The 22,068-nt window shown below is 67.6% G+C and carries 22 protein-coding genes; 17 read left to right on the top strand and 5 right to left on the bottom strand.

Annotation, left to right across the window (positions count from 1 at the left end; all coding sequences use genetic code 11):
* Positions 1-83 precede the first annotated feature (83 nt).
* The 4 genes from U5775_RS15530 (at position 84) to U5775_RS15515 (ending at position 3,387) form a co-directional block, all read left to right on the top strand.
* Entirely contained in the window at positions 84-716 is a 633-nt protein-coding gene (locus U5775_RS15530) for an ABC-type transport auxiliary lipoprotein family protein (protein WP_322058998.1), read from the top strand.
* Between the two features lie 49 nt (positions 717-765).
* Positions 766-2,106 carry a VanZ family protein gene (locus U5775_RS15525; RefSeq protein WP_322058997.1) on the top strand — a complete coding sequence of 447 codons (1,341 nt, stop codon included), beginning with the start codon at positions 766-768 and terminating at the stop codon, positions 2,104-2,106.
* Between the two features lie 239 nt (positions 2,107-2,345).
* A complete protein-coding gene (locus tag U5775_RS15520; protein WP_322058996.1) occupies positions 2,346-2,672 on the top strand; it encodes a (2Fe-2S) ferredoxin domain-containing protein in 327 nt (108 codons plus the stop codon).
* 82 nt (positions 2,673-2,754) lie between these two features.
* On the top strand, positions 2,755-3,387 hold the full coding sequence (locus U5775_RS15515; protein ID WP_322058995.1) for an alpha/beta hydrolase: 633 nt from the start codon (positions 2,755-2,757) through the stop codon (positions 3,385-3,387).
* 214 nt (positions 3,388-3,601) lie between these two features.
* Here U5775_RS15515 and U5775_RS15510 read toward each other — a convergent pair whose 3' ends face one another.
* Positions 3,602-3,751, bottom strand: a complete 150-nt coding sequence (locus U5775_RS15510; RefSeq protein ID WP_322058994.1) for a hypothetical protein — start codon at positions 3,749-3,751, stop codon at positions 3,602-3,604.
* A gap of 29 nt (positions 3,752-3,780) precedes the next feature.
* Between U5775_RS15510 and U5775_RS15505 the strand changes: the two genes are divergently transcribed.
* From U5775_RS15505 to U5775_RS15495, 3 genes are read left to right on the top strand one after another with little or no spacing between them, the layout of a single operon-like run.
* Positions 3,781-4,995 carry a D-alanyl-D-alanine carboxypeptidase family protein gene (locus U5775_RS15505; RefSeq protein WP_322058993.1) on the top strand — a complete coding sequence of 405 codons (1,215 nt, stop codon included), beginning with the start codon at positions 3,781-3,783 and terminating at the stop codon, positions 4,993-4,995.
* Positions 4,996-5,988 (top strand): D-amino acid aminotransferase, encoded by a 993-nt coding sequence (locus U5775_RS15500; protein ID WP_322058992.1) that lies wholly within the window; start codon positions 4,996-4,998, stop codon positions 5,986-5,988.
* Between the two features lie 24 nt (positions 5,989-6,012).
* Positions 6,013-6,312 (top strand): DUF493 family protein, encoded by a 300-nt coding sequence (locus U5775_RS15495; protein ID WP_322058991.1) that lies wholly within the window; start codon positions 6,013-6,015, stop codon positions 6,310-6,312.
* Between the two features lie 74 nt (positions 6,313-6,386).
* Here the strand turns inward: U5775_RS15495 and U5775_RS15490 are convergent, their stop codons facing one another.
* Entirely contained in the window at positions 6,387-7,364 is a 978-nt protein-coding gene (locus tag U5775_RS15490; protein WP_322058990.1) for a transcriptional regulator GcvA, read from the bottom strand.
* 99 nt (positions 7,365-7,463) lie between these two features.
* Between U5775_RS15490 and U5775_RS15485 the strand changes: the two genes are divergently transcribed.
* From U5775_RS15485 to U5775_RS15445, 9 genes are all read left to right on the top strand, one after another.
* Positions 7,464-7,790 carry a DUF2917 domain-containing protein gene (locus U5775_RS15485; RefSeq protein ID WP_322058989.1) on the top strand — a complete coding sequence of 109 codons (327 nt, stop codon included), beginning with the start codon at positions 7,464-7,466 and terminating at the stop codon, positions 7,788-7,790.
* A gap of 56 nt (positions 7,791-7,846) precedes the next feature.
* A complete protein-coding gene (gene lipB, locus U5775_RS15480; protein ID WP_322058988.1) occupies positions 7,847-8,731 on the top strand; it encodes a lipoyl(octanoyl) transferase LipB in 885 nt (294 codons plus the stop codon).
* A 14-nt stretch (positions 8,732-8,745) separates the two neighbouring features.
* Complete coding sequence (lipA, locus tag U5775_RS15475) at positions 8,746-9,759, top strand: lipoyl synthase (protein ID WP_322058987.1); 1,014 nt, start codon at positions 8,746-8,748, stop codon at positions 9,757-9,759.
* A 197-nt stretch (positions 9,760-9,956) separates the two neighbouring features.
* Positions 9,957-11,054, top strand: a complete 1,098-nt coding sequence (gene tauA / locus U5775_RS15470) for a taurine ABC transporter substrate-binding protein (protein ID WP_415913583.1) — start codon at positions 9,957-9,959, stop codon at positions 11,052-11,054.
* Positions 11,055-11,086: 32 nt separating this feature from the next.
* Positions 11,087-11,887, top strand: coding sequence for an ABC transporter ATP-binding protein (locus tag U5775_RS15465; protein WP_322058986.1), 801 nt, complete (start codon positions 11,087-11,089; stop codon positions 11,885-11,887).
* 70 nt (positions 11,888-11,957) lie between these two features.
* A complete protein-coding gene (locus U5775_RS15460; protein ID WP_415913582.1) occupies positions 11,958-12,905 on the top strand; it encodes an ABC transporter permease subunit in 948 nt (315 codons plus the stop codon).
* Between the two features lie 367 nt (positions 12,906-13,272).
* Positions 13,273-14,559, top strand: a complete 1,287-nt coding sequence (locus U5775_RS15455; protein WP_322059077.1) for a dicarboxylate/amino acid:cation symporter — start codon at positions 13,273-13,275, stop codon at positions 14,557-14,559.
* Between the two features lie 95 nt (positions 14,560-14,654).
* Positions 14,655-16,673, top strand: a complete 2,019-nt coding sequence (locus U5775_RS15450) for a sensor histidine kinase (protein ID WP_415913586.1) — start codon at positions 14,655-14,657, stop codon at positions 16,671-16,673.
* A gap of 20 nt (positions 16,674-16,693) precedes the next feature.
* Positions 16,694-18,055 carry a sigma-54 dependent transcriptional regulator gene (locus U5775_RS15445; protein ID WP_322058985.1) on the top strand — a complete coding sequence of 454 codons (1,362 nt, stop codon included), beginning with the start codon at positions 16,694-16,696 and terminating at the stop codon, positions 18,053-18,055.
* A gap of 108 nt (positions 18,056-18,163) precedes the next feature.
* Here the strand turns inward: U5775_RS15445 and U5775_RS15440 are convergent, their stop codons facing one another.
* Entirely contained in the window at positions 18,164-18,694 is a 531-nt protein-coding gene (locus U5775_RS15440; protein WP_322058984.1) for a TlpA disulfide reductase family protein, read from the bottom strand.
* 159 nt (positions 18,695-18,853) lie between these two features.
* Here U5775_RS15440 and U5775_RS15435 point away from each other — a divergent pair, with 159 nt between their 5' ends.
* Positions 18,854-19,456, top strand: a complete 603-nt coding sequence (locus U5775_RS15435) for a hypothetical protein (protein ID WP_322058983.1) — start codon at positions 18,854-18,856, stop codon at positions 19,454-19,456.
* A 438-nt stretch (positions 19,457-19,894) separates the two neighbouring features.
* Here the strand turns inward: U5775_RS15435 and U5775_RS15430 are convergent, their stop codons facing one another.
* Both U5775_RS15430 and U5775_RS15425 read right to left on the bottom strand, forming a co-directional pair.
* A complete protein-coding gene (locus U5775_RS15430; RefSeq protein WP_322058982.1) occupies positions 19,895-21,523 on the bottom strand; it encodes a YifB family Mg chelatase-like AAA ATPase in 1,629 nt (542 codons plus the stop codon).
* Between the two features lie 179 nt (positions 21,524-21,702).
* A complete protein-coding gene (locus U5775_RS15425; RefSeq protein WP_028217123.1) occupies positions 21,703-21,960 on the bottom strand; it encodes an accessory factor UbiK family protein in 258 nt (85 codons plus the stop codon).
* Positions 21,961-22,068: the final 108 nt, after the last annotated feature.

The following is a 22,068-nucleotide window of genomic DNA, read 5'->3' as shown; positions in this document are numbered from 1 at the left end:
GCATCGAGCGTCGCAGAACTCGCACCCGCGGCACCAACCGGATCAACCGCACCAACCGGAAGCAACCTCAGGAAGGAACCGTAATGTCACGCCAAGCCACTTCGTCACGCTCGCTCCTGAGGCTCTGCTGCGCCGCGCTCGCGGCGCTCGCCATCGGCACGCTGGCGGCGTGCGCCGGCCGCTCCGCCGCGCTCTCCGATATCCGCTACGACCTCGGGCCGCAGCAGGAGGCGGCCCCCGCATCGGCGTTGCTGCCGCCGCTCAAGGTGCTCGAAGTGAGCGCGCCCGTGACGCTCGATAACGACGGCATCCTTTATCGCCTCAACGGCGACTCGCAGCGCTCGGGGCGCTACGCGGACAGCCGCTGGACGATGTCGCCCGCGCGCCTGCTCACGCAGCGCCTGCGCACCGCGCTCGCCTCGCGCGCCACCGTGCTCTCGGGCGCCGACGCCGTGCGGGCGCCCATGCTGAAGGTCGAGCTCACCGAGTTCGAGCAGGTCTTCGACACGTCGACGCAAAGCACCGGCGTGGTCGCCGCGCGCGCGACCCTGATGCAGGGCGGCAAGGTGATCGCGCAGCGCGCCTTCGTGGCGCGCGCGCCCGCGAGCACGCCTGACGCCGCGGGCGGCGTAGCGGCGCTGCGCGCGGCGAGCGACGACTTCGCAGGCCAGATTGGCGCGTGGGTGGGCGCGCAGGCGTTCGCCGGCACGCCTTGAGAAACGCGGCATCCGGCCCGCCGGGTGCATCAGAGGTGGGATTGGCGGTATGAGCGGTACAGGTGCAGGAGATTCGGACCGTACGGGTGATACCGGCGATTCGGGCGATTCGGGCGATTCGGGCGACACGCAGCGCAGCGGCGAGAGCAGCGCCGCCCGCGCGCCGGGCCCGCAGGCGCCTCGCGATCCGGCGGGCGGCGCCGCGCCCCTCACGCCCCCCGCAACCGAAACGCTGCCGCGCCAGGCCTCCACGCTCTCGCGCCAGGCGTTTGCGCTCTACACCGCGCTGATCGTCTACGCCTCCTGGTATCCGTTTTCGGGATGGCGCTCGCTCGGGCTCGGCCCCTTCGACTATCTCGGCGATCCCTTCCCGAAATACTGGACCGTCTTCGACGTCGTCACCAACGTGCTCGGCTATATGCCGTTCGGCGCGCTTGCCGTGCTCGCGGCGTGGCCGCGCTGCCGCGGCTGGCTGGCGATCGCGCTCGCGACGCTGGGCGGCACGCTGCTTTCGGGCGTGATGGAGGCGGTGCAGACGTATCTGCCCACGCGCGTCGCCTCGAATCTCGATCTCGCCACCAACGTGCTCGGCGCGCTGCTGGGCGCGGCGATCGCGGCGCCGGCCACCGGCGCGCTGCTCGAGCGCGGCTTCCTGCGGCGGCTGCGTTTTCGCTGGTTCGAGCGCGACGCCGGCGCGCTGATGGTGCTCGCCGCGCTCTGGCCGTTCGCGACGATGTTTCCCGTGCCGCGTCTGTTCGGCATGGGCGACTGGCCGCGCGCGCTCTGGGAGCGCTTCGACGCGTCGATGCAAGGCGCCGTGCTCGCCTGGGCGCCCGCGGCCTGGCACCTGAGCGTGTGGTCCGGCGCACTGGCGGGGCGTCTGCCCGAGACCGACTGGGAGGCGCTCATTACCACGCTCAACCTGTTCGCGGCCGCGGCGTTCGCCTCGCTGCCGATGCGCGCCCGCGCGCCGCGTGCGCGGCTCATCGTGCTGCTGATCGTGACGACGCTCGTCGTGAAAGCCGGCGCGACCTTCCTGCAATCGCAAAGCGGCCTCCTGTTCGACTGGGCGACGCCCGGCGCGCTCGCGGGCCTCGCGTGGGGGACGCTCGCGGCCTTTCTCGCGCTGCGCCTGCCGCGCACGGCGCGCGCGGCCGCCGCGACGGTCGCGCTGGCCGTCTCGCTCGTGCTCGTGAACGTGCTGCCGGTGAGCCCCTATTTCGATGTCCTGCTCGCCGACTGGCGGCAGGGCCGCTATCTGCACTTCAACGGGCTGGCGCGCTGGCTCGCGTGGATCTGGCCTTGGGCCGCGCTCGGCTGGACGGCGTTCTCGCTCGAGCGCGCGTGGCTTGCGCGACGCGCGCGCAACCGGATGCGATCGGCCCGCTGAGGCAAGTTCGCGGACGACCCGGCGCGCGTTGGTGTGAGGCTCGCGCTGGAGCGCGGTGGACGCCAGTAACGCGCGAAGCGTTCACGCCTTGCTCGCTATAATCGACCGCATTGCACAGGCCGCATCATCTCAACCGCAACGCATCGACCGCATTGCCTCAACCGCGCCGCGCAAACGCCGCCATATGGCGCCATCTAGCGCTGCGCGCCGCGCCCGACACTTCACCGGTAACCCCCGCCATGACCGATTCGTTCTACCAACACCACGTCTTTTTCTGCCTGAACCAGCGCGACCCCGGCGCCGATCGTCCGAGCTGCGCGAGCTGCAACGCGCAGGCAATGCAGGAATACGCGAAAAAGCGCGTGAAGGAGCTGGGCCTCGCGGGCCCGGGCAAGGTGCGCATCAACAAGGCTGGCTGCCTCGACCGCTGCGAGGAAGGGCCCACCGTCGTCGTGTATCCCGAGGGCACCTGGTACACCTATGTCGACGAGAGCGACATCGAGGAGATCGTCGTCTCGCATCTGCAGAACGGCCAGGTGGTCGAGCGCCTGAAGATCGACCGCTGAATCGACCGCCAAAAAAGCCACGCAACGACGACGCAACGACCACAAGAAACGACCACAGGAAACGACCCCAAGAGCCGCCACGATGAACGCACAAACCGAGAAATTCCACATCGACGGTCCCGTCGGCCAGATCGAATGCGCACTCGACAGACCCGACGCTGACACGCCGGTGCGCGGCATTGCGCTGGTCGCGCACCCGCATCCGCTGTTTGGCGGCACGATGGACAACAAGGTCGCGCAGACGCTCGCGCGCACGCTCGTGCAGCTCGGCTACGTGACCTACCGTTCGAACTTTCGCGGCGTCGGCACGACCTCGGGCACGCACGACAACGGCATCGGCGAGCAGGACGATCTGCTCGAACTGATTCGCTACATGCGCGCGCAGCCGGGCCAGGCCGACACGCCGCTCGTGCTCGCGGGCTTCTCGTTCGGCACCTTCGTGCTCTCGCATGTCGCGAAGCGCTACATGGAAGCCGGTGGCGCGATCGAGCGCATGGTGTTCGTCGGCACCGCGGCCAGCCGCTGGGAAGTCGCACCGGTGCGCGAAGACACGCTCGTGATTCACGGCGAGCTCGACGACACCGTGCCGATTCTCTCCGTGTACGAATGGGCGCGGCCGCAGGAATTGCCCGTCGTCGTGATTCCGGGGGCGGAACACTTCCTGCATCGCAAGCTGCATATCCTCAAGCGCATCATCGTCGACGCCTGGCGCTAAGCGATGCACGCGGATGGCGCGCGCGTGCATCAGCGCCGTCCGCGTTGCGCGTTGTAAGCCGTGCGTCGGACGATCGCGGGTTGGCCGGAAGGAAGATGCAATCGCAATGCAGCCGCAAGACGAAAACTAGCCAAAAACACGCCTCATTCGGACGGCATACGTGAAAAATGCGCGACAGGTCCGCGCAAACGTGTGACCAGTTCGAAAAACGCCATCACGTGGCGCGTATAATGGGCGATCTTTTTTTGCGCACCGCCGCGCCCGCTGTGTGTTCTGGCGTGTGAGCGAGGCGCTGCAGTTCGGCCCCGATTTCGGCCTCGACTTCGGCCCGCGACACGTGCGCCGCATGGCGCACGACGTTCATCCCGACCCCAATTCGTTCGACCTGAACCTATGCGTTTTCTCTCCTCCGGCCAGCAATCCTCCTTCGTTTCTTCCTCCATCGTCCGCACCGTCACGCTCGGCGCTCTGCTTCCCGCCACGCTGCTCGCAAGCGCGAGCGCGTTCGCGCAGGTGCCGCCGCCCGTCGTCAATGCGCGCTCGTGGGTGCTCGTCGACGCCACGGCGAACCAGGTGCTCGCCTCGGGCAACGCCGACGAGCGCGTCGAGCCCGCTTCGCTCACCAAGCTGATGACGGCCTACCTCGTGTTCGAGGCGCTGCAGTCGAAGAAGATCTCGATGGACCAGATCGTCACGCCGAGCGACGCCGTGCGCCGCGTGAAGACCGACGAGTCGCGCATGTTCATCGAGGCGAACAAGCCTGTCTCGGTGCACGATCTCGTCTACGGCATGATCATCCAGTCGGGCAACGACGCGGCCATCGCGCTCGCGGAGCTCGTGGGCGGCAGCGAGGCGAACTTCGTCAACATGATGAACGCCGAGGCGCAAAAGCTCGGCATGACGCATACGCATTTCGCCGACGTGAACGGCATGCCCGACCCGAATCACTACACGACGGCCGGCGACCTCGCCAAGGTCTCGACGCACCTGATCCGCGACTATCCCGAGTACTACAGCATCTTCTCGGAGAAGGAGTTCACGTATAACAAGATCAAGCAGCCGAACCGCAACCGCCTGCTGTGGATCGACCCGACCGTTGACGGCCTGAAGACCGGCCACACCCAGGCGGCCGGCTACTGCCTGATCGCCTCGGCCAGGCGTCCGCTCGCGGGCGGCGGCAACCGCCGTCTCGTTTCGGTGGTGATGGGCGAGCAGAAAGAGCGCGATCGCACCCAGGACAGCCTGAAGTTGCTGAGCTACGGCTATAGTGCCTACGACACCACGCGCATCTACGCGGCCAACCAGGCCGTGGCCACGCCGCGCGTCTACAAGGGTGCGCTGGACGCCGTGAAGGTGGGCGTGAAGAAGGATCAGTACGTCACGCTGCCCAAGGGCGCCGCCGACAAGGCCAAGCCGCAGATCGAGCTCACCAGCCCGCTGATCGCGCCGCTCGCGGACGGCCAGCAGGTCGGCACGGCGAAGTTCGTCGGCGCGGACGGCAAGGTGCTCGCGCAATTCCCGCTCGTCGCGCTCGAACCGGTGCCGCAGGCCGGCATCGCGGGCCGCGTGTGGGATTCGCTCATGCTCATGTTCAACAAGAAGAAGTAAATGCACGCCCCGACTTCGAATCCGCAATCGATGGACGCCGCGGAACCCCTCGTCTGGCTCAACGGCGAGCTCACGCCGCTTTCCGAAGCGCGCGTGCCGGTGCTCGACCGCGGCTTCATCTTCGGCGACGGCATCTACGAAGTGGTGCCGGCCTATGCGCTCGAAGTCGAGGGCGCCGATCCGGGCGCCGGCAAGCTGCGCGTGCCGTTTCGCATCGCGCAGCATCTCGCGCGGCTCGCGCGTTCGCTGGAGAAGGTCGGCATTGCGAATCCGCTCGACGAGGCCGGCTGGCGCGCGCTGATCGCGCGCGTGATCGAGGCGAACGAGGCGGCGGGCGCGCTCGCGCGCGATGTGCACGCGAACGTCTATGTGCAGGTGACGCGCGGCGTGGCGAAGCGCGGCCACGCGTTCCCGGCGGGCGTGGCGCCCACCGTGCTCGTGATGGTCAATCCGCTCGTGCTGCCCGGCGCTTCGCAGCGTGCGAGCGGCGTGGCCTGCGTCACGGCCGAAGACCGCCGCTGGCTCCATTGCGACATCAAGTCGACCTCGCTGCTCGGCAATGTGCTGATGGCGCAGAACGCGGCCGAGCACGGCGTGTTCGAGACCATCCAGTTGCGCGATGGTTGGGTGACCGAAGCATCGTCGTCGAACGTGTGGATCGTGAAGGACGGCGCGCTCTATGCGCCGCCGCGCAGCAACAAGATTCTGGAAGGCATCCGCTACGGACTGCTCGAGGAACTGGCGCAGGAATGCGGGATTCGCTTCGAGGCGCGCGAGATCGACGAAGCCGGATTGCGCGCCGCCGACGAGTTGCTTGTGACGTCGGCGACCAAGGAAATCCTGCCGGTCGTGGAGCTCGACGGGCAGCGCGTGGGCAGCGGCCAGCCGGGCCCGGTCTTTGTGGCGCTCTACGAGGCTTATCAGCGTGCGAAAGCGCGCGAGGCGCGCGTGGTGCTCGCGGCGCGCGATCATCAGGTCGCGGCCTGCAAGTAAGGCCCGGCTACAGGAAGTGGAAATATGACTGCATCTGAACTCAATGGCGGCGCTCAGCCGGGCGCAAAAGAATCCCTGATCGAATTCCCCTGCGATTTCCCCATCAAGGTGATGGGCAAGACGCATCCGGAGTTTCAGGACACCATCGTCGCGGTGCTGCGCGAATTCGACGGCGGCTTTGATGTCGCGACCATCGAATCGCGTCCGTCCAGCGGCGGCAACTACACGGGCCTCACGGTGACCGTGCGCGCGACGAGCCAGGTGCATCTCGACGATATCTATCGTGCGCTCACCGGGCATCCGATGGTGAAGATCGTGCTGTAACGCTCGCTGGCGGGTGTTGTCGCAAGGGCTGCTTTCGGGCGGCCCTTGTTGCGTTTACGCCTTGATGCGCGCCATCAAAGCGCGTCGTCTTCGCGCACGCGCAGCGCCGCGGCGGCGGCCGTCATGAGCGGGCCCGCCTCGCAGGCGTCTTCATAGAGCTTGCGAAAGCGCGCGACCTCGTCGAACACCCAGTCGCGGAACGCCCGCACGCGCTCGGTCTCCATGCGCTGCGGCGTGCAGATGAAGTAGTAGCGCCACGGGCTCGGTCCGTCGACGTCCTTGAAGAGCCGCACGAGCTTGCCGCGCGTGATCTCGTGCATGGCGAGCGAGCGCCGCACGAGCGCGATGCCCTGGCCGTCCATGGCGGCTTGCAGCAGATTCGACGAATCCTGGTAGAGCACGCCGCGCTTCGGTTCGGGCACGTCGTGCATGCCGGCGGCGTCGAACCACGGGCGCCAGAGTTCGTCGTCGGAGCGCAGCAGCGGCAGCTTCGTCAGCTCCTGCGGGTCGTCGGGCAGCGCGCCGCCGTTGAAGTCGGGCGAACAGGCGGGAAAGAAGATCTCGTCGAGCAGGAGCTCGGCGTGCAGGCCCGGATAGTGGCCATAGCCGAAGCGCACGGCCACGTCGACGTCGTCGCGCGCGAAGTCGACGAGCGAATTGGTCGACTGCAGCTCGACGTCCCATTGCGGATGGGCTTCGATGAAGCGGCCGATGCGCGGCGTGACCCAGCGTGCCGCGAACGACGAGAGCATCGAGATCACGAGGCGCCGGTCGCGATCGCCCGCGCGGATTTCCTGGGTCGCGAGCGCAAGTTGCGCGAGAGCGTCGCGCACCTGGGACGCGTAGCGGCGGCCCGTATCGGTAAGGCGCACGCGCTTGCCGTCGCGGGCGAACAGCGCGATGCCGAGCTCGCCTTCGAGCGCGCGAATCTGGTGACTGACCGCGCCGTGCGTGACGAACAGCTCGTCGGCGGCGCGCGAGAAGCTTTCGTGGCGGGCGGCGGCCTCGAACGCCTTGAGAGCGTTGAGCGCCGGAAGCTGGCGCAGATCCATCGTAATTTTTCTCACATAGCCGTGAAAATTGATCGTTTTGCCCGATCCCTTGCTGCGCCTACGATTGTAGCCATGGATGCAGCACCTTCGGAGGCGAAAATGAGAGAAATTTCTTCGGATATCACGTTTGAAGTGGCGGCGGACCAGGTGGCTTCGGTGCGGGTGGCGCGCAGCACGCGGCTGACCGTGCGCTGCGGCGCGGTATGGGTCACGCGCAGCGACGATATCGGCGACTACTGGCTCGAACCGGGCCACACGCTGCGGCTGCGGCGCGGCGAGCGCCTGTGGATCGGCGCGGAGCAGGGCGGCGCCGCGTGGGTGCAGTTCGCGACGCCCGCGCACGTGAGCGAGCGCGTAATCGACTGGGCCGCACGCCTCGCGGCGCGCTGGGGCGTCCACGCGGGCGACGGGTGGCGTACAGTTTGATCGGACCCAGCGGGGGCCCGGCGCGCTTGTCCTGAATTAGGTAAACTTCGGGGATCATGTGCGCCACCCCGGTTTCATCCCCCTTGATTTCACCCGACCCCGCTTCTGACCCCGCTTCTGACCGCATTTCGCCGGGCGAGCGCTTCGCGCCGCCCCTCCTGCGCTGGCGCGGCAACGAGGCCTACGAGGCGAGCTTCGACGCCATGCGCGAATTCACCGCGCAGCGCGACGAGCAGACGCCTGACGAAATCTGGCTCGTCGAACATCCTCCAGTCTTCACGCTCGGCCAGGCCGGCAAGCCCGAGCACCTGCTCATTGCCAACAGCGGCATTCCGCTCGTGCAAATCGACCGCGGCGGCCAGATCACGTATCACGGGCCGGGCCAGGTCGTGGCGTATCTGCTGCTCGACCTCCGGCGCCGCAAGCTGATGGTGCGCGAGCTCGTCACGCTCATCGAGCAGGCCGTGATCGAAACGCTGGCGGCGTATAATCTCGCGGGCGAGCGCAAGGCCGGCGCGCCGGGAATTTACGTGCCAGAAGGCGCATCGGGACCCAGCGCGGCCCACGTGGGCGCCAAGGTCGCGGCGCTCGGCCTGAAGATCAGCCACGGCTGCAGCTATCACGGCGTGAGCCTGAACGTGTCGATGGACCTGAGCCCGTTCCTCGCGATCAATCCGTGCGGCTACGCCGGCCTCGAAACCGTCGATATGGCCACGCTGGGCGCAGCAGCGTCCTGGCACGACGTGGCCGCCACGCTGGCGGCACGGCTCGATGCGAATCTCGCCGCGCACCGGGATTCGACCCTTGCAGCAACGCTTTCGGTGGCCGAAGCGGCTGCCACAGACCCTTCAGCCGAAGCGGCTGAAAAGGAAACAGCCGCATCGGCGGCAGCAAGCGGGCAACCGCATCAACCGCAGGCCGGCGTTACACCGGCGGCCTGACTGGATCGAAACGAATGACTGACGTAACCGCGAACCCCGCTGCTATTCCTGGCACAAGCGCTGCAGGCACTCCCGCCGACGCCGTTCCCTACGATGCCACCGCGAAACAGAAGGCGCAGGCCAAGACCTCGCGCATTCCGATCAAGGTCATCCCCATCGAGAAGCTCAAGAAGCCCGAGTGGATCCGCGTAAAGGCGGCCACCGGCAACTCGCGCTTCTACGAGATCAAGAACATTCTGCGCGAGCACAACCTGCACACGGTGTGCGAGGAAGCGAGCTGCCCGAACATCGGCGAATGCTTCGGCAAGGGCACCGCGACCTTCATGATCATGGGCGACAAGTGCACGCGCCGTTGCCCGTTTTGCGACGTCGGCCACGGCCGTCCCGATCCGCTCGACCCGAACGAGCCCGCGAACCTCGCGCGCACGATCGGCGCGCTCAAGCTCAAGTACGTCGTGATCACGAGCGTGGACCGCGACGACCTGCGTGACGGCGGCGCCGGCCATTTCGTCGAATGTATCCGCCAGGTGCGCGAGCAGTCGCCGCAAACGCGCATCGAGATCCTCACGCCCGACTTCCGTGGCCGTCTCGATCGCGCGATCTCGATTCTCAACGCCGCGCCGCCCGACGTGATGAACCACAACCTCGAAACGGTGCCGCGCCTCTACAAGGAAGCGCGCCCCGGTTCCGATTACGCGCACTCGCTCAAGCTCCTGAAGGACTTCAAGGCGCTGCATCCCGATGTCGCGACCAAGTCGGGCCTGATGGTCGGCCTTGGCGAAACGCCTGAAGAGATTCTTCAGGTCATGCGCGACCTGCGCGAGCATGACGTCGACATGCTCACGATCGGCCAGTACCTCCAGCCTTCCGAACATCACCTGCCGGTGCGCGAGTACGTGCATCCCGACACGTTCAAGATGTACGAGGAAGAGGCGTACAAGATGGGCTTCACGCATGCGGCCGTTGGCGCGATGGTGCGTTCGAGCTATCACGCCGATGTGCAGGCGCATGGGGCAGGGGTGGTCTGATAGCCGCCGCTGTGTCGCGCAGTAAAGGAGCCCGCTGAAAAGCGGGCTTTTTTTCGCCCGCCGCATCCACTCCCACACGAAAAGCAATGCCCCAGCAACGTCATTAGCTATCGCGGATAAATTAGAACCACTTACGGCCAGACTCCCTATAGTCGGAACCTTCTTTCACTCGAACGTCGTTCCGCCGGAGTCTCCCGATGAGCCATCGCGTCCATTCCTCGCCGCGTCTTGCACGCCTGCATGCTCTAGAGCGCGTGAGCGCCGCGCGCCGTTCCCGCGCGCTTGCCGTTTCGCTGGCCGCGGCTTCGGCCATGCTGGCCGCCGCGTTTGCCGCGCCGCGCGCGCATGCCGAAACGCACGAGGTCGTGATCGCGTATCAGGACATGGTGGTGCCCTGGCGCTACGCGCAGGCCACCGGGGCGATCGAGCAGGCGACGGGCTACAAGGTCACCTATCGCAAGCTCGCGAGCGGCGCCGACGTGATCCGCGCGCTCGCCTCGGGCTCCGTGCAGCTCGGCGAAGCGGGCTCGAGCCCCATCGCGGCGGGCCTCTCGCAGGGCGTGAACCTCTCGCTGTTCTGGATCCTCGACAACATCAACGACGCCGAAGCGCTCGTCGCGCGCGACGGCTCGGGCGTGACGAGCGTCGCGGGCCTCAAGGGCAAGACCATCGGCGTGCCGTATGTGTCGACGTCGCATTTCCACACGCTCGTCGCGTTGCAGAACGCGGGCGTGGACCCCGCCTCGGTGAAGATCGTCAATCTGCGTCCGCCCGAAGTGGCGGCGGCGTGGCAGCGCGGCGACATCGACGCGACTTATATCTGGGACCCCGTGCTCGCGCAGGTGAAGAAGAACGGCAAGGTGCTGATCACGTCGGGCCAGGTGGCGAGAGCCACGGGCAAGGCGACCTTCGACGGCTTCGTGGCCGACCGGCGCTTTGCGAAAGATAACGAAGCATTCCTCGCGAAGTTCGTGCAGGTGCTGGCCGCCGCCGATGCCGACTACAGCGCGCACCGGGCCGCCTGGAACGCGGCGTCGCCGCAGGTGCAGGCGGTGGCGAAGGAGTCGGGCGCGAACCCGCAGGACGTGCCGGCGAGCCTCGCGCTCTATGCGTTCCCGACACCGGCCGAGCAGGCTTCGAAGACGTGGCTCGGCGGCGGCGCGCAATCGGGCGCGGCGCAATCGCTGCTCGCGACCGCGGCCTTCCTCAAGACGCAGGGCACGATCCAGACCGTGCTGCCCGATTACTCGGTCGGCGTCGATCCGCAGTTCGTCCAGCGCGCCGCCGCGCACTGACACGTCGATCGGCCACGCGAAGGAGGGCACCGATGAGCACGCTGGAAATCCGCGATCTGAGCGTCGTCTACGAGGGCGCGCGCCGCGGCGATGCGCCGAACGTGGCGCTCGCCGACGTCAATCTCGACGTGGCGAGCGGCGAGTTCGTGGTCGCACTCGGCGCCTCGGGCTGCGGCAAGACCACGCTGTTGAACTGCATCGCGGGCTTCGTCGAGCCCGCGCAGGGTGAGGTGCGCGTGAACGGCGTGCCGGTCGCCGGGCCGGGTGCGGAGCGCGGCGTCGTGTTCCAGAAGCATGCGCTGCTGCCGTGGCTCGACGTGCTCGAGAACGTCGCGCTCGGTCTGCGGTTTCGGCGCGTGCCGAAGGCCGAACGCGAGCGCATCGCGCGCGAGCAGCTCGCGCTCGTCGGGCTCGAGGACCATGCGCGCTCGCGCGTCTATGCGCTCTCGGGCGGCATGCAGCAGCGCGTGGGGATTGCGCGCGCGCTCGCGAGCGATCCCCAGGTACTCCTGATGGACGAACCGATGGGCGCGCTCGACGCCATGACGCGCGAGTCGGTGCAGACGCTCGTGCTCGACGTCTGGGCGCGCACGCAGAAGACGGTGTTTTTCATCACGCATAGCGTCGAGGAGGCGCTCTTTCTCGCGACGCGCGTAGTGGTGATGACGCCGGGGCCGGGCCGCATCGAGCACGAGTACGAGGTGCCGTTCGCGCGGCGCTATCTGCGTACGCGCGATGCGCGCGCGGTGAAGTCGTCGGCCGATTTCATCGAATGGCGCGAGCGGCTCGTGCGGCTGCTGCATGCCGATGCGGGCGAGTCGGCGTTGCGGTGAGCCTCGCGTCATGCGCCATGTGTGCGCGTGCAACGAACTTGCCGAATTGATCGAACAGAAGGGGAAAATCATGAGCGTGCCGCAGGAGTCGCTGGGGGACGTCGCGTTGTCGGCGCGCGGAGTGGCGGCGTTCGATGCCGGCGTGGCCGTCGTTCAGACCGGGGCCGGGGTTGGGGGCGGCCCCGGCGCTTCGGATCGTGCGCGGCCCGCCCCGCCGGCCCGGCGCGCGAGCATCCGCCGCATGCCCGGCGAAGGGCCGACCGCGGGCTTAAGCGCCGCCTCGGTCGCCGCGCTCGCGCTGCTATGGTGGCTGGCCACGCATCTGCACTGGCTCCCGCCGCTTTTTCTGCCCACGCCCGAGGCGGTCTGGCAGGCTTTCGTCGATGCGTGGCACGGCCGCATCCAGGGCGGCCTGCCGCTCTCCGAGCACCTGTTCTGGAGCACCCTGCGTGTATTCGGCGCGTTCGCGCTCGCGGCGGTGACGGCGATCCCCGTCGGCATCCTGATGGGCGTCTCGCGCGTCGCGCGCGGTTTGCTCGATCCGCCGCTGGAGTTCTACCGGCCGCTGCCGCCGCTCGCCTATCTGCCGCTCGTGGTGATCTGGTTCGGCATCGACGAGACGGCCAAGATCATCGTGATCTGGCTCGCGTGCTTCGCGCCCATCGCCATGGCCGCGCGCGCCGGCGCGAAGAGCGCCAGCGTCGAGCAGTTGCGCGCGGCGGCCTCGCTCGGCGGCAGCTTCGCGCAGATCGTGCGCTTTGTCGTGCTGCCCGCCGCGCTGCCCGAGATCCTCACGGGCCTGCGCATCGCCATCGGCTTTGGCTGGACCACGCTCGTCGCCGCGGAGATGGTGGCCGCCACGGCGGGCCTCGGCCAGATGGTGCTCAACGCGTCGAGCTTCCTGCGCACCGACGTCGTGGTGATGGGCATCGTGCTGATCGGCCTGATCGCCTGGGGCTTCGATCTCGGCATGCGCGCGCTCGAGCGGCGCCTCGTGCCCTGGAAGGGGCGCGGCTGAGGCCGACGGCCTTGCGCGCCCTCGGTCCGAGGGTGCGCCGCCTTGTTGTTCCTCCGCCTTTTCTGCGCTATTGCCCATCTTCCCCATTCCAGAAACCCGGACAGCACCCGGACGCATTTCTGGAAATCCAGATTCCCAGTACGTTTTCGGGACAAAAAAGCCTTGTAAATCAAGGCTGATGGCGCTCCGCGCCGCTGGCATCAACCTTGCAAATTAGACCGCGCGGCGACCCCAGCCGCGACAAAAACATCAAGGAGACAGCCGATGTCCGATCCCTATTTCCGGTTTCGCTGATCCCCCCATTTCGACCCGTCGCGGCCCGATACAGCTTTGTCCGGCCATCGGCTTAACCTATTTGTGGGATTCAATCGTGAAGAAACCTCTGCACAAAGTCCTTTACGTCCAGGTGATCGTGGCGATCGTCATCGGCGTGATTCTCGGCCACTACTGGCCGGCCATCGGCATCGACATGAAGCCGCTTGGAGACGCCTTCATCAAGCTCATCAAGATGGTGATCGGGCCGATCATCTTCTGTACCGTCGTGACCGGCATCGCCGGCATGGAGGACATGAAGAAGGTGGGCCGCGTGGGCGGCAAGGCGCTGCTCTACTTCGAGATCGTCTCGACCTTCGCGCTGCTGCTCGGCCTGATTGCCACGCACGTGCTCAAGCCAGGCGCGGGCTTCAACGTCGACGTCCACACGCTCGACGCCAAGGCCGTGGCGAGCTACGCGGAGAAGGCGCACGGCCAGAGCACGGTCGATTTCCTGATGCACATCATTCCGGACACGATGTTCTCGGCGTTCGCGCAAGGCGAGATTCTCCAGATCCTGCTCATCGCACTGCTGTTCGGCGCAGTGCTCGCGCAACTGGGCGAGCGCGGCCGCGTGGTGACCGAGTTCATCGACAGCGTCTCGGGCGTGCTGTTCGGCGTCGTCAAGATCGTCACGAAGCTGGCACCGATCGGCGCGTTCGGCGCGATGGCGTTCACCATCGGCAAATACGGCGTGGGTTCGCTCGTGCCGATGCTCAAGCTGATCGGCACGTTCTATCTGACCTCGATCGTGTTCGTGCTGGTGGTGCTGGGCGCGATTGCGCGCTTCACGGGCTTCTCGATCATCCGCTTCGTTTCCTACATCAAGGAGGAGCTGCTGATCGTGCTGGGCACGAGCTCGTCGGAGTCGGCGCTGCCGCAGCTCATGCAGAAGCTCGAGCGCCTTGGCTGCTCGCGTTCGGTGGTGGGCCTCGTGGTGCCGACCGGCTATTCGTTCAACCTCGACGGCACCAACATCTACATGACGATGGCGGTGCTCTTCATCGCCCAGGCAACCAACACCGACCTCACCTGGACCCAGCAGCTCACGCTGCTCGCGGTGACCATGCTGACCTCGAAGGGCGCGAGCGGCGTGACCGGCGCGGGCTTCATCACGCTCGCGGCGACGCTCGCCGTGGTGCCCACGATTCCGCTGTCGGGCATGGTGCTGATCCTCGGCATCGACCGCTTCATGAGCGAGTGCCGTGCGCTCACCAATATCGTCGGCAACGGCGTGGCGACGGTCGTGGTTTCGGCGTGGGAGAAGGAGCTCGACCGCAACAAGCTGCGCGCCGCGCTTTCGGGACAGGCCGAGGAAGTGAAGGAAGGCGCGGGCGTCTGAGTTCGTGCGGCGGGGGCGGGGATCCGGGGCAGCGGGGGCGGCGCGGGCCGCCTCCCGCTTCCCCCAGCGCCTTGCGTTTCTCACCTTCGGCCGCCCTGCGCCGTAAGCGTGTGCCACAATTCCAGCCATCCCCGCACGATCATCTGGAAGCCGCATTCGTGACGCGCCGCCTCATCCTGTTGTTCGCGCTCGCCGTCGGGCTCGCGGCGGTGTGCACGCTCGCGTGGTCGCTCGCCTGGCAGACCGGCATCGACGCGCTGCGCCGCAACGCCGCCGTGCGCAACGACCGTACGACCGCCGCGCTCAAGAGCACGCTCGAGCGCTACGAGTCGCTGCCATATCTGGTGGGCGCGCATCCGCTCGTGCAGGACGTGCTCGCCGACCCCAAACCCGACTGGGTCGCGCAGGCCAACCGCTATCTCGAGGGCGTGAACCGCCACGCGCGCGCCACCACGACCTACATCATCCGCGCCGACGGCCTGTGCATCGCCGCGAGCAACTGGCGCGGCCCGGACAGCTTCGTGGGCGTGGAGTACCGCTTCCGGCCGTACTTCATCGAGGCCGCGAAGGGCGGCGTGGGGCGCTTCTTCGGCATCGGCACGATCTCGCACGATCCGGGCTATTACATTTCGCAGCCGGTGCGGCGCAACGGCAAGATCGTCGGCGTGGCCGTGGTCAAGCTCAATCTCGAATGGTTTCCGGGCTCGGACACCTCCGAGCCGCTGCTCGTGACCGACGATCACGGCGTGATCTTTCTTTCCTCGGTGCCCGCGTGGAAGTACCGCACGGTGCGCCCGCTGCCCGCGGACGTGGTGGCGTCCATCGACGAGACGCGCCAGTACGCGCGCCAGGACATCGCGCCGCTGCCCGCGAGCGTCGAGCGCGTGCTGGAGGGCGGCGCCGATATCGTGCGCATCGGCAGCGGCCTGCGCGCGCCGCGCTATCTGGAAACGCGCCGCGCGCTCGGCGAGCCCGACTGGCATCTCGTGACGATGTCGCCCGTCGATCCGGTGCTGGACGCGACGCGCAACGCGACGATCATGACCGGCTTCGGCTACGTCTCGCTGTGTCTGCTGGCGTTCTACTGGCGCATGCGCCGCGCGCGCGTGCGCGAGGTGCTCAAGAGCCGCGCGATGCTGCAAAAGGCCTATGCGATGCTCAACGACCGCGTAGCCGAGCGCACCGCCGATCTCTCGCAGGCCAACGAGCGTTTGCAGCGCGAAGTGGCCGAGCGCACGCGCACCGAAGCCGAGCTGCGCGCGACCCAGGACGAGCTGATCCAGGCGAGCAAGCTGGCGGCGCTCGGGCAGATGGCGGCGGGCATCACGCACGAGCTGAACCAGCCGCTCGCGGCGCTGCGCAGCTTTTCCGACAACACCCGAGTGTTTCTGGAGCGCGGCCAGTACGACGCGGCCCACGAGAATCTGGAGGCGATCGGCTCGCTCACCGAGCGCATGGGCAAGATCGTCAATCAGCTCAAGCTCTTCGTGGGGCGCGCCAAGCCGAAGAACCAGCGCTCGCCGGTGGCGCGCGCGTTGCGCAATGCGCTCGCGCTGCTCGGCAAGCGCCTCGAAGGCGTGCGCGTGGCGCTCACCGTCACCGATGGCGATGCCGCGAGCGCACCGCTCGATCCGCACGGCGAGTATCCCGAACTGGTCGCGCAATGCGACGACCTGCGGCTCGAGCAGGTGCTCATCAACCTGATCGGCAATGCGCTCGACGCGGCGGCGGTGACGGGCGCGCCGCGCATCGCGATCGACGTGCGCGCGCAGCCCGCGACGATCGAGATCGCCGTCTGCGACAACGGTCCCGGCATTCCCGCCGACGTCATGCCGCGCCTGTTCGAGCCGTTCTTCACGACGAAGGAGATGGGGCAGGGCCTGGGCCTGGGGCTCGCGATTTCCTCGTCGATCGCGCGCGATTGCGGCGGCACGCTCGCGGCGCACAACGCGGCCGATGGCGGCGCGTGCTTCGTGCTGACGCTGCGCCGCACGCGCGTGAACGCGGCGCTCGCAGCGACAAACGAAAGCGCGACGCCGCTTGCCGATGGAAACGCAGCGGCAAATCCGTCGACGGGCAATCCGGCAACGCCCGCGAGCGGCCCACGCCAATGAAATAAGGAAGGCTAACGAACATGGTCAACTCGATGCCCGGCCCGGTGCTCTACGTGGAGGACGACGAACTGGTGCGGCGCGCCGGCGTGCAGAGCCTGCAGCTCGCGGGCTTCGACGCGACCGGCTTCGCGAACGCCGAGGCCGCGCTGCCGCGCGTAGACACCGAATTCGCCGGCGTCGTGGTCAGCGACATCCGGCTGCCCGGCATGAGCGGGCTCGACCTGCTCGCGCAGTGCCACGAGCGCGCGCCCGACGTGCCCGTGATCCTCGTCACGGGCCACGGCGATATCTCGATGGCCGTGCAGGCGATGCGCGACGGCGCCTACGATTTCATCGAAAAGCCGTTCGCCTCCGAGCGCCTGATCGAGACGGTGCGGCGCGCGCTGGAGCGGCGCACGCTGATGCTCGAAAACCTCGCGCTGCGCCGGGAGCTGGCCGGGCAGAACACGCTCGCGCCGCGCATCATCGGCAAGAGCCCGGCGATCGAGCAGGTGCGGCGGCTCATTGCGAACGTCGCGCCCACGGACGCCTCCGTGCTCATCAACGGCGACACCGGCGCGGGCAAGGAACTGATCGCGCGCAGCCTGCACGAGCTCTCGCCGCGCCGCGACAAGCCGTTCGTGGCCGTGAACTGCGGCGCGCTGCCCGAGCCGATGTTCGAATCGGAGATGTTCGGTTACGAGCCCGGCGCGTTCACGGGCGCGGCCAAGCGGCGTATCGGCAAGCTCGAGCACGCCGCGGGCGGCACGCTCTTCCTCGACGAGATCGAAAGCATGCCGCTCGCGCTCCAGGTGAAGCTCCTGCGCGTGCTCCAGGACGGCGTGCTGGAGCGTCTCGGCTCGAACCAGCCCGTGCGCGTCGATCTGCGCGTGGTAGCGGCGGCCAAGGGCGACATGATGGAGCACGTGGCCGCAGGCACCTTCCGGCGTGACCTGCTGTACCGGCTCAACGTGGTGACGATCGCGCTGCCGCCGCTCGCCGAGCGCCGCGAGGACATCGTGCCGCTCTTCGAGCATTTCCTGCTGGACGCGGCCGTGCGCTATCAGCGCCCCGCGCCGCTCTTGACCGAGCGCGACCGCATGCGCCTCGCGCAGCGCGACTGGCCGGGCAACGTGCGCGAGCTGCGCAACGCGGCGGACCGCTATGTGCTTGGCATTCCCGACGATGTCGCGCCGCAGGCCGCCAGCGGCGCCGACGACGCGCTGCCGCTCAAGGAGCGCGTGGAGCAATACGAGCGCGCGCTGATCGCCGATGCGCTGCAGCAGACGCACGGCGCGGTCGCCCAGGCCGCTGAGCGGCTGCAGATGGCGAAGGCCACGCTCTACGAGAAGATGCGCCGTTATGGGCTGGTGGCGCGCGGGGAAAGTGAAACGCGCGGCTGAGGGCGCTTGCGATGAGGCGGTGCATCAGCGCAAACGAAAACGGCAGCGGAGGGCTCCGCTGCCGTTTTCGCTCAGGATTCAGGATGCCGGGCGTTTCGCCCGGGGGCGTCAGGTCGCCAGCGCCTTTTGCAGCAGCGCGTCGAGCTCCGCGAACTTCGGTTCGCCCACATAGCGCTTGAGGATCTTGCCGTTGCGGTCGACCACGAATGTGGTGGGCGTGAGCTGGACGTTGCCGAACTGCTTCGCCGCCGAGCCGTCGTCCATCGCCACCTTGAACGGCAACTGGCGTGTTTGGGCGTAATTGACGACGTACATGGGCGCGTCGTAATTCATCGCCACGGCGACGAATTCGAGACCTTCGCCCTTGAAGCGGTTATAGGTCTGGACCATCTGCGGCATTTCCTGCATGCAGGTGGCGCAGCTCGTCGCCCAGAAGTTGATGAGGTAGACCTTGCCCTTGAGATCGGCGGTCGAGACCTTCTGGCCGGAGAGCAGCGTGAAGGTGGCGTCGGGCACGCGCTGCTGGCTGCCGAAGAACGCGAAGTAGCCGGCGATCGCCAGCGCAGCGACAACGACCAGCGCGCCGATATTGCGGATCGCGCTGGAGCGTGCCTTCGGGGGAGTCGGGGATGCGGACATGGATGAAGCCTCGGGCGCCTCTTGGCGCGGAAATGAGCCGGACTATTGTAGCGCCGAATTTCCCGGCATAGCGGTTGCGGCGGCACGGGTGGGCATAAGCCAGGGATAATGTCCGCGCAGCCCTTTCCTCACACTTTTTAGCCGCCGCGCTCGCGTCTCATGGTCCTTAACGTTCTCTCTCGCGCCCGTCTTTCGCCGATTCTGCCGTCGCCCTTGCGCACGCGCCTCGCGCGCGCGGCGAGCGCGGCACTGCTGGCCGGCGTGCTCGCGCCGCTCATCGCCTGCTCGCCGACCTACGACTGGCGCACGATCTCGAACGACGCGAGCGGCTATAGCGTCGATCTGCCGGCCAAGCCAGGCTCCGACGAGCGCCGTATCGACGTGGACGGCACGCCGATGCGCATGCGGGTCCAGACCGCCGAGGTGAACGGCGCGGTGTTCGTGATCGGCACGCTCGATTTGCCCGATGCGCTGCCGGCCACGCAGCAAAAGGCGCTGGCGTTCCTGCGCGCGGGGCTCGCGCGCAACGTGGGCGCGGCGCCCGAGGCCCATTCGGTGGCCGTGCCGGTCGCGGCGGGCGGCTCGGTCGAGGGCGTGGACATGCAGCTCACCGGCAAGGCGGGCGCGAAGGACGAGCAGCGCACGATTCATGCGCGACTCGTCGCCAAGGGGGCGCACGCCTATCAGCTGGCGATTGTGGGGCGCGATCAACCGGCGCCCGAGCAGGTCGATCAGTTCTTCCAATCATTCAAGCTCGATTGACCGCTTCTTAGGATTACGGAGCGACAGGCGATTGCGCGCGAATGTGAATGTGTTCTCCTGGGTTTACCAGCTAATTCCCGGATTTCATTGAGGGTTTACGGGTTACCCACAGCTCCTGTGGGTAACTTTGTGGAAAAAGCGGGCTCATCGCCCGCAAATGGCCGCGCTGTGGGCTTTTTGTTAGTTTGGCCCGCTTCGTGGTCAAACGTTAAATCCATAAAAATCAATGACTTGCGTTTTTGGTCGAAGCAGAATGCGAATCGGCCAGAAAGTTGCCCCCAACACGATGAAATGTGTATAAGTCAAGTCTTGACTTCCTTTTTTTGATCTATCCGAAGGCGGAAATCCGGCTTCCGGCGCTGGCCGTGTGCAATTCGTGGACGCGGCCGCCTCATCGGCATCGCCATGCGATCGATCCGCATCGCTATTGCGCACTGCTTACTGATCGCTGAACGCGCGCCGATACTGCACCGCTTCCGCGACGTGTGTCGCTTCCGGCATAGCTGCGCCCGCGAGGTCGGCGATCGTGCGCGCCACCTTGAGTGCGCGGTAGTACGCGCGCGCCGACCAGCCGAAGCGCTCGCCGGCTTCGTGGAGCAGGGCTTCGCCCGCGGCGTCGGGACGGCAGACCGCGTCGGTCTCGCGTCCGCTCAGCTCGCGGTTGGTTTTGCCCTGGCGATCAAGCTGGCGCTCGCGCGCCGCCGCCACGCGCGCGGCGACGCTGGCGCTAGGCTCGCCGGGCGCGCTCGCGCGCGACGCGAGCTCGGCGGGCGGCAGCGCGGGAATCTCGATCTGGATGTCGATGCGGTCGAGCAGCGGCCCCGAAAGCTTGCGGCGATAGCGCGCCGCGGCCTCGGGCGTGCAGCGGCAGCGCCCGGAGGGATCGCCGCGCCAGCCGCACGGGCACGGATTCATGGCGGCGACGAGCTGGCACGCGGCGGGAAAATCGGTCTGCCAGGCCGCGCGCGAAATGGTGATGGAGCCGGCTTCGAGCGGCTCGCGCAAGGTCTCCAGCACGTGACGGTCGAACTCGGGCAGCTCGTCGAGAAATAGGACCCCTGAATGTGCGAGCGTGATCTCGCCTGGCTGGGGCGGATTGCGTCCGCCGATCAGCGCCGCCGCACTGGACGTATGATGCGGCGCGCGAAACGGACGCCGGCGCCACTGCTGGGGCGAGAAACCCACGGCGCTCGCGGAAAGCAGCGCGGCGCTGGCGAGCGCCTCGGCGTCGGTCATCGGCGGCAGCAAGCTCGGCAGGCGCGCGGCGAGCATCGATTTGCCGGCGCCTGGCGGCCCGATCATCAACAGATGATGGCCGCCGGCCGCGGCGACTTCGAGTGCGCGGCGTGCGCCGCGCTGGCCGATCACATCGGCCATGTCGGGCTGCGGCGTGGCCGACGCCGCGCCGAGTGTGTCGGCGCAGACGGGCGCCAGGCGCGCGTCCTCCTCGCCCGCGAGGTGGGCGCAGAGCGTACGCAGGTCGGGGACGGCGTAGACCGCGACGCCGGGCACGAGCGCGGCTTCGGCGGCATTGTCGGCGGGCAGGTAGAGCTCGGGCGTGCACGAGCAGGAAGCCGTCGCGCTGGCCTGAGTGTGTGCTGGCGCAGAGCCATACGCTTCAGATGGCGGCGGCGATGACTGCGAACATGGCTGCGAAACGCCGCCATGCGCGCGCGCCGTCCCGCACGCCATCGCGAACGCGCCGCGCATGGGGCGCACCGCGCCCGAAAGCGAGAGCTCGCCCGCGAACTCGCGCGCAGACGTGAGTGCCGCCGCGGGAATCTGCCCGCTCGCCGCAAGGATGCCGAGTGCGATAGGCAAGTCGAAGCGGCCCGACTCCTTCGGCAAGTCGGCGGGCGCGAGATTCACGGTGATGCGGCGTACGGGAAAGTCGAAGCCGCAGTTCGAGAGCGCGGCGCGCACGCGCTCGCGGCTCTCGCGCACTTCGAGATCGGGCAGGCCGACGATAGAGAACGACGGCAGCCCGTTGGCGAGATGGACCTCGACGGTCACATCGGGCGCGCGGCCAGCAGCCGGCGCGCGGCTCTTCACCACGGCAAGCGACATGGAGGTCTCCGGAAGGGGGCACACGAACGGCGAGCGGCGGCTGCATCGAGCCCACACCCTTCATGCGCCAGGCGGCTGAGGCGCGTGCCCCTTTACGGCTCCATTGCGGAACGGTTACGGCACGCTTGCCCCGGGGCCTGCCATCAGCGCGAGCCGGCCCCGGCTATACGTTGAATTATTCAGGACGACTGGCCAGTGACAGGTAGCTTCTGTTCGAGCTCGGCCACGCGGCGCTCGAGTTCTTCGAGGCGCTGACGCGTGCGCACGAGCACCTGCGTCTGCGCGTCGAATTCCTCGCGCGTGACGAGTTCGAGCTTCGAAAAGCCTTGCGAGAGCATGGCGCGCACGTTGCGCTCGACGTCGCGCGCCGGCGAGTTCTTCAGGAGTTCGCTCACCTTCGATTGCAGGTCGTTGAATACATCGTTCGGTTGTTTCATTCGGTTCCCCTCACTACATAAATTCGCTGCACAAAAAATGTGCAGTTTCCGTTTCGACTGTGCCTCGTCCTGGATCGTGACCGATCCTGGTGCGAGATGGATATTGCC

Source organism: Paraburkholderia sp. J63 (genome assembly GCF_905220245.1).
Taxonomy (GTDB): Bacteria; Pseudomonadota; Gammaproteobacteria; order Burkholderiales; family Burkholderiaceae; genus Paraburkholderia.
Note: the sequence above shows the minus strand (reverse complement) of the source record. Positions and strands in the feature narration are given on the sequence as shown.

Excerpts from the sequence above, each read along its gene's own strand:
- U5775_RS15530 (WP_322058998.1), top strand. The coding sequence starts at position 84 with ATGTCACGCCAAGCCACTTCGTCACGCTCGCTCCTGAGGCTCTGCTGC.
- U5775_RS15525 (WP_322058997.1), top strand. The coding sequence starts at position 766 with ATGAGCGGTACAGGTGCAGGAGATTCGGACCGTACGGGTGATACCGGC.
- U5775_RS15520 (WP_322058996.1), top strand. The coding sequence starts at position 2,346 with ATGACCGATTCGTTCTACCAACACCACGTCTTTTTCTGCCTGAACCAG.
- U5775_RS15515 (WP_322058995.1), top strand. The coding sequence starts at position 2,755 with ATGAACGCACAAACCGAGAAATTCCACATCGACGGTCCCGTCGGCCAG.
- U5775_RS15510 (WP_322058994.1), bottom strand. The coding sequence starts at position 3,751 with ATGAACGTCGTGCGCCATGCGGCGCACGTGTCGCGGGCCGAAGTCGAG.
- U5775_RS15505 (WP_322058993.1), top strand. The coding sequence starts at position 3,781 with ATGCGTTTTCTCTCCTCCGGCCAGCAATCCTCCTTCGTTTCTTCCTCC.
- U5775_RS15500 (WP_322058992.1), top strand. The coding sequence starts at position 4,996 with ATGCACGCCCCGACTTCGAATCCGCAATCGATGGACGCCGCGGAACCC.
- U5775_RS15495 (WP_322058991.1), top strand. The coding sequence starts at position 6,013 with ATGACTGCATCTGAACTCAATGGCGGCGCTCAGCCGGGCGCAAAAGAA.
- U5775_RS15490 (WP_322058990.1), bottom strand. The coding sequence starts at position 7,364 with ATGGATCTGCGCCAGCTTCCGGCGCTCAACGCTCTCAAGGCGTTCGAG.
- U5775_RS15485 (WP_322058989.1), top strand. The coding sequence starts at position 7,464 with ATGAGAGAAATTTCTTCGGATATCACGTTTGAAGTGGCGGCGGACCAG.
- lipB (WP_322058988.1), top strand. The coding sequence starts at position 7,847 with ATGTGCGCCACCCCGGTTTCATCCCCCTTGATTTCACCCGACCCCGCT.
- lipA (WP_322058987.1), top strand. The coding sequence starts at position 8,746 with ATGACTGACGTAACCGCGAACCCCGCTGCTATTCCTGGCACAAGCGCT.
- tauA (WP_415913583.1), top strand. The coding sequence starts at position 9,957 with ATGAGCCATCGCGTCCATTCCTCGCCGCGTCTTGCACGCCTGCATGCT.
- U5775_RS15465 (WP_322058986.1), top strand. The coding sequence starts at position 11,087 with ATGAGCACGCTGGAAATCCGCGATCTGAGCGTCGTCTACGAGGGCGCG.
- U5775_RS15460 (WP_415913582.1), top strand. The coding sequence starts at position 11,958 with ATGAGCGTGCCGCAGGAGTCGCTGGGGGACGTCGCGTTGTCGGCGCGC.
- U5775_RS15445 (WP_322058985.1), top strand. The coding sequence starts at position 16,694 with ATGGTCAACTCGATGCCCGGCCCGGTGCTCTACGTGGAGGACGACGAA.
- U5775_RS15440 (WP_322058984.1), bottom strand. The coding sequence starts at position 18,694 with ATGTCCGCATCCCCGACTCCCCCGAAGGCACGCTCCAGCGCGATCCGC.
- U5775_RS15435 (WP_322058983.1), top strand. The coding sequence starts at position 18,854 with ATGGTCCTTAACGTTCTCTCTCGCGCCCGTCTTTCGCCGATTCTGCCG.
- U5775_RS15430 (WP_322058982.1), bottom strand. The coding sequence starts at position 21,523 with ATGTCGCTTGCCGTGGTGAAGAGCCGCGCGCCGGCTGCTGGCCGCGCG.
- U5775_RS15425 (WP_028217123.1), bottom strand. The coding sequence starts at position 21,960 with ATGAAACAACCGAACGATGTATTCAACGACCTGCAATCGAAGGTGAGC.